The following is a 14686-nucleotide window of genomic DNA, read 5'->3' on the forward strand; positions in this document are numbered from 1 at the left end:
CGCCATGAAAAAGCCCGCCGGAAGGCGGGCTTTTTCGTGCGTCATGGCGGTGGCTCAGTGCCCGCTGTTCGAATACGCCCGCGGCATGCCCCCGACTTCAGCCGGAGTGGCCGCGCGCAGGTAGCGGTCGCGCAGTTCGGTCTGGCGGCTGCGCATCGTGATCGCGCGGCCGTCCAGCCACACCTGCATCGCCACCGTGCTCACTTCCAGCGGATCACCGCTCCACAGCACCAGGTCGGCGCGCTTGCCCACCGCGATGCTGCCGAACTTGTCGCCGATGCCGAAGGCTTCCGCCGGCACGTGCGTGAGCCCGGCCAGGCCGTCCTCCCATGGCAGGCCGTTGGCGACCGCGTTGCCCGCGATCTGGCGGATCTTGCGCGCGTTGTGCGAGGCGTCGCCGTCCTGGGCGAAGCTCACCGCCACGCCCGCCGCACGCAGGCGCGCGGCGTTCTCCATGGTCGCGTTGATCTCGTCGAAGTTGGCGGGCAGGTTGGCCAGCGGGTTGACGAATACCGGCACCTTCGCCGCGGCGAGTTGCGGTGCGAGCTTCCACGCTTCCGAGCCGCCTTCGATCGCGATGCGCACGTTGTGGCGCGCCGACCAGCGCAACAACTGGCGGATGTCGGCCGCGCGGTGCACGCTCACCATCACGCGGCCGCCGCCGTTGAGGTATTTCGCCAGCGCGGCACGGCCCGCCGGCGTCAGCAGGGCCATGTTCGAATCCGGCGCGATGCGGCCGCGCACTTCGTCGATCAGCTGGTCCAGCAGCATCCATTGCGCCGCACGCGAATTGCCGGTGAGGCCGGAGGCCTCGCTGCCGAGGTTGACGAACAGCACGGGCGGCCCGATCGGGTCCGGGCTGCCGTCCAAACGCACCACGCCGCCCTGGCCGCCGATGATCGAACCACCGTCGGTGGTGTTCGCGCCCAGCAGCGTCCAGCCGATGCCTTCGATGCGCTCGACCGGGATCAGCACCGAGTCCGGATTGAAGGCCAGGGTGACGTCGAACTCCGGCCGTACCGTCATCTCCTTGCGGCCGGCACCGAGGCCGACCGAGGCGTCGACCGTGCTCTTTTCGCCCGACACTTCCTCCAGCCCGATCTCGGTGACGCCGCCGAACAGGGTTGGCGTCAGCGGCCGTCCCTGCGCGTCGATCACCTGTACGTCCGCCGTGGCGAGCAGGCCCTTGCCGACCGCGCGGATCACGCCATTGCTCACCAGCACGTCGGCGTTCTGCAGCGTGCCCTGCGCACTGGCGGTATGCACCGTGGCGTTGCGGATCAACACGTCCTGGGCGTTCGCGCCGGCCGCCAATGCCAGCAGCAGGGCGGCGGACAACGCCTTCAGGGTCTTGGACTTATTCATCGCACACCTCCCGTCGCGCCCTGTCCGAGCATGAAGTCCGACTCCGGCTGTCGCGTCGCATCGTTGCGGTCGTACACGCGCGCGCCGTCGATGTAGACCTGGTCGGCCTTCGCGTAAACGCTGAAGGGGTTGCCGTTCCACAGCACCACGTCGGCCATCTTGCCGTTCTCCAGAGTGCCGGTCCTGTCGAGGATGCCCAGCGCCTTGGCCGGATTCTCGGTGACCCAGCGGATCGCGCGTTCCGGCGCGATGTCCATGCCGGCGAGCTTGGCGTGCGCCATCACCTTGGCCGCTTCCTGGTTGAGGCGCTGGATGCCTTCCTCGGAATCCGAGTGCACGATCGCGCAGCTGTTCTGCGGGCGATCGACCAGTGCGATGTTTTCCTGGACGCCGTCGAAGGCTTCCATCTTGAAGCCCCACCAGTCGGCCCACATCGCGCCGCACACGCCTTCCTGCGCCAGGCGGTCGCTGATCTTGTAGGCCTCCACGGCGTGGTGGAACGCGGCGATCTTGAAGCCGAATTCCTTGGCCAGGTCGAGCATCGTCGCCATCTCGTCAGCGCGGTAGCAGTGGATGTGCACGCGGATGTCGCCGTTGATCGCGCCGGCGAGGGTGTCGAGCTTGAGGTCGCGCTTGCCGCCGGTGTCCTTCTCGCTGTCGGCGCCGTTGCCGGTGCTGGAACTCCACCAATGCTTCTTCTTCGGCGCGCTCTTGGGCGCGTTCTTGCGCAGGTATTCGCTGGCGTCGATGAACGCGGCGCGATAGCCGGCCACGTTGGCCATGCGCGTCGACGGGCCACCCTTCTGCCCGTACACGCGCTTCGGATTCTCGCCGCACGCCATCTTCAGGCCCCACGGCGCGCCAGGGAATTTCATCGCCTGGTAGGTGGTGGCCGGCACGTTCTTCAGGGTGACGCCGCGGCCGCCGATCAGGTTGGCGCTGCCCGGCAACACCTGCAGCGAGGTGATGCCACCGGCGAGCGCGGTGAGGAAGCCCGGATCCTGCGGCCAGATCGAATGCTCGGCCCACACGTTCGGCGTCACCGGCGACGTCGCCTCGTTGCCGTCGCTGTGCGCGCTCACACCGGGGCTCGGATACACGCCCAGGTGCGAATGCACGTCGATGATGCCCGGCGTGACCCACTTGCCCGTGCCGTCCACGCGGGTGGCATCGGCGGGCGCTTCCAGCGCCGTGCCGACGGCAACGATCTTGCCGTCGCGCATCAGCACGTCGGCGTCATCGAGGCGCTGGCCGGTGCCGGTGAGCACGGTTGCGTGCTGGATCAGCACCGGACCCGCCGCGATCGCGCGGTAGGTGCTCGGATACGGATCCTGGGTGAAGCGGGACTGCTTGGGCGCTGTGGCGGGCGTCGCCGCGTGCGCCGCGCCGAGCTGGAGCACGCCGACGAGCAGCGTCAGCGCGCTGCCGGCCCACATGGGTCGTAAGGACATGGTTTTCCCCGGGGATGAAGCTGGATGACGGATGGACAACCGTTGCACCGTAGCTCCCGCGAGGCCCGGACGCCAAGCCCTGACGTTGGTCATGGCCCACGTGACAGAATCGCCCCGCGACAAACCGCCAGATTCGGCACAGGCAGGGCCGCGGCGGCGGCCGACAGGGTATCGACGACGGGCTTCTGCCGCAGTTGCATGAAACAAAATCCCGGACCATGTTCGGGATGACGATGAGGAGGACCGGATGAAGGACAAAGAACAGATCGTCGGCAACTGGTTGCCGCGTTACACCGGCGTGCCGCTGGAGCAGTTCGGCGAGCACATCCTGCTGACCAATTTCGGCGGCTACCTGCACACCTTTGCCCGCCTCACCGGCGCGCAGGTGGTCGGCCTCGACCGGCCCATGCCCAGCGCCACCGCCGACGGCATCACCATGATCAACTTCGGCATGGGCAGCCCCAATGCCGCGACGATGATGGACCTGCTCACCGCGATCACGCCCAAGGCGGTGCTGTTCCTGGGCAAGTGTGGCGGCCTCAAGAAGAAGAACCTGCTCGGCGACCTGGTGCTGCCGATTGCGGCGATCCGCGGCGAAGGCACCTCCAACGACTACCTGCCGGCGGAAGTGCCGGCGCTGCCCGCCTTCGCCCTGCAGCGCGCGGTGTCGACGATGATCCGTGACCTCGGCCACGACTACTGGACCGGCACCGTCTACACCACGAACCGCCGCGTCTGGGAACACGACGAGGCGTTCAAGGAATACCTGCGCAAGCTGCGCTGCATGGCGATCGACATGGAAACCGCGACGATCTTCGCCGCCGGCTTCGCCAACCGCATTCCCTGCGGCGCGCTGCTGCTGGTGTCGGACCAGCCGATGATTCCCGAAGGCGTGAAGACCGAGGCCTCCGACGCCAAGGTCACCGGCGAATTCGTCGACAACCACATCCAGGTCGGGATCGAGGCGCTGCGGCTGATCCGCCGGCATGGCAAGTCGGTGCGGCATCTGCGCTTCGACGAGTAACGAGACAGTCCCGGGCGCACGTGGCGATCGTGCGCCGTCCCAGCCACGCAAGGAGCAGCGATATGTCCATGAAGACCTACCACGGAAGTTGCCATTGTGGCGCCGTCCGCTTCGAAGCCGACCTCGATCTCAGCCAAGGCTCCGGCAAGTGCAATTGCTCGATATGCACCAAGACGCGCAACTGGGCCGTCATGACCAAGCCCGAGTCGTTCCGTCTGCTGACCGACGAGGCCGCGTTGTCGGACTACCAGTTCGGCACCAACAGCGCGCACTGGTTGTTCTGCAGGACCTGCGGCGTACGACCCTTCGGCCGCGGCGACATCCCCGAAGCCGGTGGCCAGTACGTCTCCGTGCAGGTGACCTGCCTCGACGATGCCACCCCGGAAGAAATGCTGGCCGCGCCCATCCGATACTGCGACGGCCGCAACAACAACTGGGCCGAAACGCCTGCTGAAACCCGCCATCTGTAGGGCGTGCCGCCAGCGTCCACGCCCGCTGGCACGGGTGATGGCACTGGCGAATTCTGCTGAAAACAGCGGGTTTGGGAGCTTGTGTCGCAACCCCTGCGACCCCCTGCGCGCACACTATCTCCCCAAGACGGAGGGGTAATGGAAAAGATCGTCTATCTGTTGATCGGGGCTGCAATCACCTGGGGCCTGTACTTCCTCCAGCGGCGCCTGGAACGGCGCAAGACCACCGAGGTGATCGAGCGCAACCAGAAGCTGCTGAACCTGAAGCAGGGACTGGAGCAGGCCAGCACCAGCCTGGATGAACTGCGCCAGTTCGAGGGCCGCCTGATCGGCAAGGCGGAGGCCGCCGTGAAGATCGCCGGCCGCTACGTCAGCCAGGCCGGCGAAGTCGCGCGCCATGGCGAGGCGATCACCGCACACGACGACCTCAGCATCCAGGCCGTCGCCGCCTTCCAGCGCGTGGACGCGCGCCTCGATGGCGTGGTCGCGCACCTGCGCCGCCAGCTCGATGGCGACAACCTGGCCGCCTTCGAGCACGTGCACCTGGCGTGGCTGGCGTTCCGCGAGCGTTACGCCCGCTTCATCGCGCAGTCTTATTCTGCCGGCGCGATCCAGCCGCTGATCCATGCGGTTACCTTGGAGAGCATCACCGCGGCGTGGAGCGCCGAGCTGGAAACACAGCTCGGCGACGACGAAACCGAAGCGATGGAGGAATTGGCATGACGACGGCCAGCGATATCGTCGGCTTCTGGCGCGACTCCGGCCCGGAGCGCTGGTTCGGCGGTGGCGACGCGTTCGACGGCGAATGCCGCACGCGCTTCCTCGAGGCGCACCTGCTCGCGGCGCGGCGCGAATTCGAACACTGGTTGGCTGATGCCGAAGGGGCGCTGGCGCTGGTGCTGCTGCTCGACCAGATCCCGCGCAACGTGTTCCGTCGCAGCGGCCACGCCTTCGCCACCGATGGTCTCGCGCGGCATTACGCCTCGCGCGCGCTGATCCTGGGCTTCGACGCGCAGGTCGATCTCAACCTGCGCAGCTTCTTCTACCTGCCGTTCGAGCATTCCGAAGCCATGTCCGACCAGGAGCGCGCACTGGAACTGTTCTCGCGGTTGCCAGCCGGCGGCGATCGCTGGGCGCGCCTCCACTACGACATCATCCGCCGCTTCGGCCGCTTCCCGCACCGCAATGCGGCACTTGGACGCGACACCACGAGCGAGGAGCGCGCCTTTCTCGCCGAAGGCGGCTTCCACGGTTGATGCGCATGCGTGTCGCTGCATCGTAGAACGATGACCCGCGCCCTCGTCTGGTTCCGCAACGACCTGCGCCTCGCCGACAACCCCGCGCTGCAGGCGACACTGCGGGCGGGACTCGAGCCGGTACCCGTGTACGTCCATGCGCCGGAGGAAGAAGGTGCGTGGGTGCCCGGCGCCGCTTCGGACACGTGGCGGCAGCGCTCGCTGCTCGCCCTCGATGCCGACCTGCGCGCCTGCGGTTCGCGCCTGCAGGTCGTGCGCGGACCCACGCTGCCCACGTTGCAGCGGCTCGCTGCGCAAGTGGGCGCGGAAGCCGTGTTCTGGAACCGCCGCTACGAACCGGTGATCGAGGCGCGCGATGCCGCGATCAAGCGCGCGCTGCGCGCCGACGGAGTACGCGCCGAGAGCTACAACGGCGCGTTGCTGTTCGAGCCATGGCAGCTGCAGACGAAGAACGGCGATCCCTACCGCGTGTTCACGCCGTTCTGGCGCACGGCATTGGGTCAATGGCGGCTGCCGGCCCTGGTGGACGCGCCGCCGCGGTTGCCCGCGCCGCCTGCGATCGAAGGCGCGGTATCCATCGACGCGTTGGGATTGCAGTCGGCATCACGCTGGGATGCGGGCTTCTGGTCCGAGTGGACGCCGGGCGAACATGGTGCGCACGCCGCCGCGCAGCGTTTTTTCGCCAACGCGTTGGCGGGCTACCAGGACCATCGCGATCGTCCCGGTCTCGCCGGAACCTCGCGGCTGTCGCCGCACCTGCACTTCGGCGAGATCGCGCCGTGGCGAGTCGCGCACCTGATCGAGTCCGTCCCCGCCGGGACCGATCGCGATGCCTTCGTGCGCGAACTGGGCTGGCGCGAATTCGCCCACCACCTGCTGCATCATTTCCCGCACACGCCCGACGCCAACTTCAATCCGCGCTTCGATGGTTTTCGGTGGGCGCAGCCGTCGGTGCGCCAGTTGCAGGCATGGCAGCGCGGCCGCACCGGCATTCCCATCGTCGACGCCGGCATGCGCGAGCTGTGGCATACCGGTTGGATGCACAACCGCGTGCGCATGATCGTGGCGAGCTTCCTGAGCAAGAACCTGCGTGTGCACTGGCAGCACGGTGCGCGCTGGTTCTGGGACACGCTGGTCGATGCGGACCTCGCGAACAACACGCTGGGCTGGCAATGGGTGGCGGGCACCGGCGCGGATGCCGCGCCGTATTACCGCGTGTTCAACCCGGTGCTGCAGGCGCAGAAGTTCGATCCGCGCGGCGACTACATCGCGCGCTGGGTCCCCGAGTTGGCCGATCTGGCGCCAGCGCAGCGGCACCAGCCGTGGATGGGCGTGACTCCGCGCGACTACGTCACGCCGATCGTGGACCTGGCGCAGAGCCGCAGGGACGCGCTGGACGCGCTCGCGCGCAACCGGCGCTGACGCGAGTGAGCTGCGGACAACGCTGCAGTCGCTGCTGAAGTCACCGCCACGAAAAAGGCGGGCTTGTGCCCGCCTTCTCCAATAACCGCTGGTTCGCGCCTCAATACCGCGGCACGTGCGCGTCGGCTTCCTGTGCCCACGCCTCGATGCCGCCCTCGACGTTGTAGACGTCGCGAAATCCGAGTCCGCGGAAATGCTCCGCCGCCTGCGCGCTGCGGCCGCCGTGGTGGCACAGGAATGCCAGCGGCGTGTCCTTCGGCAGGCCTTCCAGGTGCGAGCGCGCATCGCCGTCGAACACCGAGAACGGCACGTTGACCGCCGCCAGCGCGCGCTCTTCCGGCGGGCGCACGTCGACCAGGGTGAGCGAACCCGCTGCGGCGCGCGCGTTGGCCTCGACCACGGTCATGATCTTCGTCTTCGGCGGTGCGTTCGGGTTGTCGATCACCAGGCCGCGGCCGCGTTCGTCGTCGACCCAGTCGATGCGCAGGCCCTGGGCGCGGCGCGCGCTGGTCATGTCGAACTGCGCGCGGATGCCCTCCTGCTCGACCGCGATCGCGTTGGCGTCGAGCGGGGCAAGCTGCAGCTTGGCGTTGAAGCGTGCGTCGACCTCGACCTGCAACGCGTAACCGTCGCCGGCGTTGCCGAGCGCGTCGCGCAGCATCGCCGCCGCATCGGGAGTGATCGTGATCGCCGGCGGCGTGCGGTCCGGGGCGGGCAGGCCGAGCAGGGAATGCAGTTCCCCGGAGTTCACCATCTGCTCGATGATGTCGCTGCCGCCGACGAGGTCGCCGCCGACGTAGAGCTGCGGGATCGTCGGCCAGTCGCCGTACTGTTTGATGCCTTCGCGGATCTCGGGATCGGACAGCACGTCGACGTGGGCGTAGTCGACGTCGAGCGCCGACAGCGCCGCCACCGCCTTGGCCGAGAAGCCGCACTGCGGCGCACGCGGGTCGCCCTTCATGAACAGCACGATGCGGTTCGCCTGCAACAGGGTTTCGATGCGCGAACGCAGCATGGGATCGAGGGACATGGGGGATTCCGGAACGGGGATGCGCAATTTTACGCGCCACGGCCGTCGCTTTCAGCTGAATTCGCCGGACGCGCCGGAACGTTGCGTGCCAGACGCGGGCGTCCGGCAACGGTGTCGCGTTGCGTGGGGCAGGCGCGGGCCGCATCATCGCGGCCATGCCCGTACCCCTGCATCGCCCGCCACGCCATCCGCACGTATGGATCGCCTGGCTGCTGCTGTCGCAGTTGACGGTGGTGCTGGTCTGGTGGCGCTGGGGCTGGCACTGGGGCCTGCCGGCGATGCTGTTGTCGCACGTGCCGGTGTGGTGGGGCACGCTGAAGCCGGATTCGCGCGTATTCAGCCCGGTGCTGCGGCGCCTGCCGATCGACGCCAGGCAGGTGTGGCTGACCATCGATGACGGCCCTTCGGACGACACCCTGGCAATCCTCGACCTGCTGGATCGCCACGGGATGCGCGCCACCTTCTTCGTCATCGGCGACCGCGCCGCACGGCGGCCCGAACTGATCCGCGAGATCGTGCGGCGCGGCCACACGCTCGGCAACCACAGCCAGACCCATCCGCAGGCGTGGTTCTGGGCGCTGGGGCCACGGCAACTGCGCCAGGAGATCGCGCGCAACCAGTCCACGCTGGCGGGCATCACCGGCACCGCGCCGCGCTGGTTCCGCGCCGTGGTCGGCCTGGCCAACCCGTTCGTGGCCGCGCCCCTGCGCGAACACGGCCTCGCACGGGTTGCCTGGTGCGCGCGCGGTTTCGACGCGGTCGCATCGGATCCGCACGCGGTGGTCGCCCGCATCGAGCGTGGGCTGGCGCCGGGCGCGATCGTGCTGGCGCACGAGGGATCCCCGCACGGCCGCAACCTGGAAGCGATGACCCTGCTGCTGCAGCGCCTGGAGGCACTGGGCTACGGCACTGTGCTGCCGGAAGACCTCGAAACGGCGGAGGCCGCACCCGCGCTGTCATGCAAAGCCCCCTGAGTCAGGGGGCGATTCGCGCCGCCGGCGCGAATGGGGTGTGGAAGCGCGGGTGGGGCCCGAAGTTTGCGCAGCAAATTTTGGGGTTTCCCGGGCGCAGCCCGGGAACGTTACTTCGTCGCCACGACCCGCCAGTTGTTGAACGGCGTATTGCCGTACAGCGGAGTGAACTCGACCTGCAGTCCCGCCGCGGCGAAGCGCGTGCGCAGGTCATCGGCGTCGGGATAGCGCGACGGCCCGGCATTCATCCAGCCCAGTGCGCGCGAGAACACATCGACGGCGCGCGTGACCCGCGCGCGCTTGCTGCCATCAGCGAGTCCTGTGCGTATCACCAGCTTCGCGCCCGGCACCAGCATCGCGACCGCGGCATCGAGTGCACGCGCCTGCGCGTCGGGCGCAATGAACTGCAGCACGTCGAGCAGGGCGACGCTGCCGCGGTGTGCGGGATACTCGCGCGCCAGGTCGATCGTGGCGAAGTCGACATCCGGCAGCCCCGCCCGCGACGCCGAGCGCCGTGCCCGAGCGATCTTGCCGCCGTCGTTGTCGACGCCGCGATACGGAAGGGCGATGCCCTGTGCCCGCAGGGCATGCGCGAGCAGGCCCAGCCCGCAGCCCAGATCGAGCAGCGGCGCGCTCGTATCGCGCAACGCTTCGCACACGCCCGGATACAGCGGATCGCTGCCGAGCTTGGCGCGGGTGTAGCAATAGTCCCAGTAATTGCCCAGCACGTGTCCGGGCCGATAGGCGTCCGCGATCGCGCGCACCTGTCCGCCCGGCAGCGGTTGCATGGCGCCCGTCGCGTCGCTCATTTCGTCAGCAACGTGCGCGCGACCGGCAGTGCCGCCTGCGTCCACAACGTGTACATCGCAGCGGATGGATGCAGGCCGTCCGCGGCCAGCATCTCCGCTTTCGCGCCGTGTTCGCGCGACACCGGCGTGATGTCGACGAACGCCACGCCTTCCTTCTCGCACATCCTGCGCGCGGCGGCGTTGAACGCATCGATCTCGCTACCGATGGTGGCCGCATCGCGCTGGTCGTTGGCGGCGAACGGAGTCACGCCCCAATCGGGGATCGACAGCACCAGCACTCGTCCGGCGCGGCCGTTCGCATGCCGGATCGCGCGCTGCAGCAGCGTGTGGAATTCGCCGCCGTAGGCCACCGCGCTACGGTTGCGGTACTGGTTGTTGACGCCGATCAGCAGCGAGACGAAATCGAACTTTCCCAGGTCCGGGACCGAATCGATGCCCCATTCCAGTTCGTCTGTGGTCCAGCCGGTCGCGGCGATGATGCGCGGATCGCCCAGGGTGACGCCTTCGTCCCGCAGCGCGCGTGCCAGTTGCACCGGCCAGCGACCGCCTTCCGGGACGCTCTCACCGATGGTGTAGCTGTCGCCGAGGGCGAGGTAGCTCAGGGTGTTGCCGTTGTTGGCTGCGTCCATGCCCGCATTCTATGCGGGTGCCGGATTAAGGTGCCGTGCGCGGAGCGTCATCGGCGGAGGGGACGCCTTCTTCCTTCTCCCCGCTTGCGGGGAGGAGGTCGAAACGGGCGGCAGGCCGTTGAGGGCAGGCGGACGAGGGGGCGCTTCACCGGGGAATGTCGCCGCACGACCCTCACCCTGCGTTGCTGCGCAACGCTGTCCCTCTCCCGCAAGCGAGAGAGGAGGGCCTGCCTGGGCGGGCCTACGCCGCCTTACGCGACCGCAGTGCGCTTCGCCCGGTTCTGCTCGGCATAGCGGTCCAGCACGCGCTCGATGCGGCGGAACACCTCGCGCAGGTCGTCCGGCTGCGGCAGCAGCGTGACGCGGAAGTGGTTGCGGTAGGGCACGTTGAAGCTCGAACCCGGCACCACCAGCACGTCTTCGGTTTCCAGCAGTTCCAGGGCGAAGCGGTGATCGTCGAAGCCGATCGCCGCATCGCCGGTCACCGCCGGGAAGGCGTACAGCGCGCCCGCCGGGGCGACCAGTTCCAGGTGCTGGCTCGCGGCGACGCTTTCGCTCACCGCGCGGCGTGCTTCGTACAGGCGCCCGCCCGGCGCGCACAGCGGCGCGATGGTGTCTTCGCCGTGCAGCGCGGCTTCGATCGCGAACTGCCCCGGCACGTTGGCGCACAGGCGCAGCGCGCCGAGCAGGTCCATCGCGTGGTGCAGGTCGCCGCTGGCGAGCGGATCGCCGCTGAGCACGGCCCAGCCCACGCGCCAGCCACAGGCGCGATGCACCTTGGACAGGCCACCGAACGACAGGCACGGAAGGTCGCCGGCCAGCGGTGCCACCGGAGTAAAGGTCGCATCGTCGTACAGGATCGAGTCGTAGATCTCGTCGCTCATCAACAGCAGCTTGTGGCGCTGGGCGACCGCGACGATCTTCTCCAGCAGCTCGCGCGGGTAGGCGGCGCCGGTCGGGTTGTTCGGATTGATCAGCACGATCGCGCGGGTGCGCGGCGACACCAGCGACTCGATTTCCTCGGGGCTCGGCAGGAAGCCGTTCTCCGGCTTGCACTGGTAGTAGACCGGGCGGCCATCGTTGAGGATGGTCGCGGCCGACCACAGCGGGTAGTCGGGCGAGGGCAGCAGCACCTCGTCGCCGGGATTGAGCAGCGCACGCAGCGAGAGGTCGATGAGTTCGCTGACACCGTTGCCGACGAACACCCGCTCGGGCGACGCATTGGGAGTGCCGCGCTGGCGGTGGAAGGCGGCGATGGCCTCGCGCGCGGCCGGCAGGCCCTGCTGGTGGGTGTAGGGATCGGTCTGCTCGATGCGCTCGGCGATCGCGCGCTGCAGGTGTTCCGGCGCGCGGAACCCGAACGCCCCCGGATTGCCGATGTTGAGCTTGATCTGCCGGCGGCCCTGGGCTTCCAGCTCGCGGGCGCGGCGGGCCAGTTCCCCGCGGATTTCATAACGGACTTCGGACAGGCGTTCGCGGGTCTTCACGGGGGGCAGGGACATCGGCGCAACGATTTCGGCTGGGCGGGCCAGACTAGCGGAAATGTCCCGCCGCTTCAGCGGCACGGGTTCAGCGCAATGGGCGCGGCATCACAGGCCAAAAAGGCCTGCAGGGCCTTTCCCGCTACCGCGACGGCTAGAATCGGGCCATGCCCTCCATCCGCGTCCCAGTTTGAGCACGTCGAGCATCGAGACGGCGACCCCCGGCCTCGCCGACCTGCAGGCCATTGGCTGGCCACTGGCCGACGACGGCCTGCCCGTCGAGCTCGCCTGGCGCGAAGCCATGGTCCTGCGCCCCCATGCCCGCCCGGCCCGCGTGGTCGAGCAGCACCGCAGCGGGTACATCGTTGCCGATGGCCCCGAGCACAGCTTTTCGGTCGAATCCCTGCCTGAATGGCTGCGCCCGGCCACCTACCGCAAGGGCGCCAGCGCCCCGGAAGAACGCCCGGCCGTGGGCGACTGGGTGCTGATCGAAGGCAGTTCCATCAAGCATTCAAAGATCGTAGAGCTGCTGCCGCGCCGCACCTCGATCAAGCGTGCCGCCGCCGGCGAGCACTACAAGCAGCAGCTCATCGCCGCCAACGTCGACACCGTCTTCGTCGTCTGTGGCCTCGACGCCGACTTCAACCCGCGCCGCATCGAGCGCTACCTGCTGCTGGTGCGCGGTGGCGGTGCCGAGCCGGTAGTCGTGCTGACCAAGTCCGACCTCGCCGATACCGACAGCGCCGCCGCCGTGTCCGTGCTCGAGCTCGCCGCGCAGGACGTGGCCGTGCGCGCGGTCAATGCCAAGGACGCGGCCAGCGTCGCAGCCCTGCACGCCTGGCTGCAGCCGGGCCGCACCGCGGTACTGGTGGGTTCCTCGGGCGCGGGCAAGTCCACGCTCACCAACACCCTGCTTGGTGTGGAGAGGATGAAGACCGCCGAGGTACGCGAAAGCGACTCGCGCGGCCGCCACACCACCACCTACCGTGCGCTGATCCCGCTGCCGACCGGTGCCTGCCTGATCGACACGCCGGGCATGCGCGAACTCAAGCCGACCGGCGAGGAAGACGTCGCCGAGAACTTCAGCGACGTCGAGGCGCTGGCCGAGCAATGCCGCTTCCGCGACTGCAAGCACCAGCGCGAACCCGGCTGCGCGGTCCGCGCCGCGATCGAGGCCGGCAAGCTCGACCCGCAGCGCTTCGCCAACTTCCTCAAGCTCAGCGATGAAGTCGCCGCCGCCGCGAGCAAGGCCGCCAACCGGCGCGCGCAGAAGGCCGACGACAAGGCCCCGGGCAAGACGCCGAACAAGCGCCCGGACGAAAAATATGGGCGCCGCTGACCGCCGCCCCCGCACCGCACCCCCTCCCCCGCGGCGCGGAGGGCCGGGGTGGGGGCCTTCCCCGCTGGGGAAGGAACAAACCCCATGACCGAACTCACCCCCGATGTCGCCCACCATTCCGCGCTCGATGCGCGCATGGTCAAGGCCGCCAAGGGCATCCGCCTGCTCTCGCAGGTGAGCTGGCCCGCCAGCGTGCAGAAGTCGTTCCTCGACGAAGCCGCGCAGGGCCGCTACCCGATGCCGGTGATCGAATACCCCAAGTACGACTTCCACGAAGAACGGCGCGAACTCGATGCGGTCGCCAACGAGGCCGATCACGACCATCCGATGGGCCGCTACATCTGCGAATCCGCGCGCAGCTGGTCGGTCGCCGCCGGCCTGCTGGAAGTGCTGGGCACCCACGCCGTCGGCGACCTGTCGATCGAGCTGTTCGGCCGCCCCGACGAGATCCTGCCCGGCAAGGGCCCGACCACGCGCGAGGCCGCGCGCCACTTCATCGATATCGCCGACGAGCTCGACCGCGAACTGCTCTCGCCCGCCGAATGCGTGTCGATCTCCGCCACCGCGCTGCAACTGCAGCTGCAATCCGCGCTCGATGATTTCTTCAACCAGCGCGTGATCGAAGTCGTGCTCGATCCCGACCTCATCGCCAAGGCCGCCGCCGGCGCCACCCGCATCCGCCTGCGCCACGGCGCCGCCTTCAGCGACTACGACCGCCACCAGCTGATCGAACACGAGGCCTTCGTGCACTCGCTCACCGCGCTCAACGGCCGCGAGCAGCCGCACCTGCAGAGCCTGGCGCTGTCTTCGCCGCGCACCACCGCGACCCAGGAAGGCCTGGCCGTGTTCGCCGAACAGATCACCGGCTCGATCGACATCGAGCGCATGAAGCGCATCAGCCTGCGCATCGAGGCGGTGGCGATGGCCCTGGACGGCGCCGACTTCCTGGAGGTGTTCCATTACTTCCGCGCCGCCGGCCAGAACGACGCCGACAGCTTCACCTCGGCGCAGCGCGTGTTCCGCGGCGTGCCGCCCACCGGTGGCTCCGCCTTCACCAAGGACACCGTGTACCTGCGCGGCCTGATCAGCGTGCACACCTTCTTCCGCTGGGCCATGAGCCACGGCAAGCTGCTGCTGTGCCGGCGCCTGTTCGCCGGCAAGATGACCCTGGGCGACGTGCAGCGGCTGGAACCCCTGTTCGACCAGGGCGTGCTGGTGCCGCCGCGCTGGATGCCGCAATGGATCCGTCGGGCCAACGGCCTGGCCGGCATGCTCGCCTTCTCGCTGTTCGCCAACCGCATCCGCCTCGATGCGGTGGCGAAGGGTGGCGACTTCTTCGACCTCGACGTCTGAAGCCGGCCCCTGGGCCGGAATCCGCGGTTTGCCGCCGCAAAACCCGCCACAAAACCCGCCGCAGGGGGCAGGCTACAATCCCGAGC

The 14686-nt window shown here is 68.7% G+C and carries 14 protein-coding genes; 8 read left to right on the top strand and 6 right to left on the bottom strand.

What is annotated here, in order from left to right; translation table 11 throughout:
- Window positions 1-54: 54 nt before the first annotated feature.
- Together ACXJJ9_RS07935 and ACXJJ9_RS07940 are read right to left on the bottom strand one after the other, a co-directional pair.
- Entirely contained in the window at window positions 55-1365 is a 1311-nt protein-coding gene (locus tag ACXJJ9_RS07935) for an amidohydrolase family protein (RefSeq protein ID WP_457096665.1), read from the bottom strand.
- The gene (locus tag ACXJJ9_RS07940; RefSeq protein WP_457096939.1) at window positions 1362-2801 is read right to left on the bottom strand and encodes an amidohydrolase; all 1440 of its coding nucleotides are present in this window, start codon (window positions 2799-2801) and stop codon (window positions 1362-1364) included. The genes ACXJJ9_RS07935 and ACXJJ9_RS07940 overlap by 4 nt, the downstream gene beginning before the upstream one ends.
- A gap of 262 nt (window positions 2802-3063) precedes the next feature.
- Here ACXJJ9_RS07940 and ACXJJ9_RS07945 point away from each other — a divergent pair, with 262 nt between their 5' ends.
- From ACXJJ9_RS07945 to ACXJJ9_RS07965, 5 genes are all read left to right on the top strand, one after another.
- Window positions 3064-3840 (top strand): AMP nucleosidase, encoded by a 777-nt coding sequence (locus tag ACXJJ9_RS07945; RefSeq protein ID WP_457096666.1) that lies wholly within the window; start codon window positions 3064-3066, stop codon window positions 3838-3840.
- Window positions 3841-3902: 62 nt separating this feature from the next.
- On the top strand, window positions 3903-4310 hold the full coding sequence (locus ACXJJ9_RS07950) for a GFA family protein (protein WP_457096667.1): 408 nt from the start codon (window positions 3903-3905) through the stop codon (window positions 4308-4310).
- A gap of 138 nt (window positions 4311-4448) precedes the next feature.
- Window positions 4449-5033 carry a lysozyme inhibitor LprI family protein gene (locus ACXJJ9_RS07955; RefSeq protein WP_457096668.1) on the top strand — a complete coding sequence of 195 codons (585 nt, stop codon included), beginning with the start codon at window positions 4449-4451 and terminating at the stop codon, window positions 5031-5033.
- Window positions 5030-5566, top strand: a complete 537-nt coding sequence (locus ACXJJ9_RS07960; protein ID WP_457096669.1) for a DUF924 family protein — start codon at window positions 5030-5032, stop codon at window positions 5564-5566. Before ACXJJ9_RS07955 ends, ACXJJ9_RS07960 begins: the two co-directional genes overlap by 4 nt.
- Window positions 5567-5596: 30 nt before the next feature.
- Window positions 5597-6988 (top strand): cryptochrome/photolyase family protein, encoded by a 1392-nt coding sequence (locus ACXJJ9_RS07965; protein ID WP_457096670.1) that lies wholly within the window; start codon window positions 5597-5599, stop codon window positions 6986-6988.
- Window positions 6989-7088: 100 nt separating this feature from the next.
- On the opposite strand, the gene grxD is transcribed toward ACXJJ9_RS07965, so the two are convergent.
- Window positions 7089-8018 (bottom strand): Grx4 family monothiol glutaredoxin, encoded by a 930-nt coding sequence (gene grxD, locus ACXJJ9_RS07970; protein WP_457096671.1) that lies wholly within the window; start codon window positions 8016-8018, stop codon window positions 7089-7091.
- A gap of 155 nt (window positions 8019-8173) precedes the next feature.
- Between grxD and ACXJJ9_RS07975 the strand changes: the two genes are divergently transcribed.
- A complete protein-coding gene (locus ACXJJ9_RS07975; protein WP_457096672.1) occupies window positions 8174-8992 on the top strand; it encodes a polysaccharide deacetylase family protein in 819 nt (272 codons plus the stop codon).
- A gap of 107 nt (window positions 8993-9099) precedes the next feature.
- Here ACXJJ9_RS07975 and ACXJJ9_RS07980 read toward each other — a convergent pair whose 3' ends face one another.
- From ACXJJ9_RS07980 to ACXJJ9_RS07990, 3 genes are all read right to left on the bottom strand, one after another.
- Window positions 9100-9798, bottom strand: a complete 699-nt coding sequence (locus ACXJJ9_RS07980; RefSeq protein ID WP_457096673.1) for a methyltransferase domain-containing protein — start codon at window positions 9796-9798, stop codon at window positions 9100-9102.
- Window positions 9795-10427: an SGNH/GDSL hydrolase family protein gene (locus ACXJJ9_RS07985; RefSeq protein ID WP_457096674.1), complete on the bottom strand. Its 633-nt coding sequence runs from the start codon at window positions 10425-10427 to the stop codon at window positions 9795-9797. The genes ACXJJ9_RS07980 and ACXJJ9_RS07985 overlap by 4 nt, the downstream gene beginning before the upstream one ends.
- A 251-nt stretch (window positions 10428-10678) precedes the next feature.
- A complete protein-coding gene (locus tag ACXJJ9_RS07990; protein ID WP_457096675.1) occupies window positions 10679-11929 on the bottom strand; it encodes a pyridoxal phosphate-dependent aminotransferase in 1251 nt (416 codons plus the stop codon).
- A gap of 184 nt (window positions 11930-12113) precedes the next feature.
- On the opposite strand from ACXJJ9_RS07990, the gene rsgA reads away from it, so the two are divergent.
- Window positions 12114-13247: a ribosome small subunit-dependent GTPase A gene (gene rsgA / locus ACXJJ9_RS07995; RefSeq protein ID WP_457096940.1), complete on the top strand. Its 1134-nt coding sequence runs from the start codon at window positions 12114-12116 to the stop codon at window positions 13245-13247.
- Between the two features lie 84 nt (window positions 13248-13331).
- Entirely contained in the window at window positions 13332-14600 is a 1269-nt protein-coding gene (locus ACXJJ9_RS08000; RefSeq protein WP_457096676.1) for a flavohemoglobin expression-modulating QEGLA motif protein, read from the top strand.
- Window positions 14601-14686 lie beyond the last annotated feature (86 nt).

The organism is Lysobacter sp. P5_B9 (assembly GCF_054049835.1).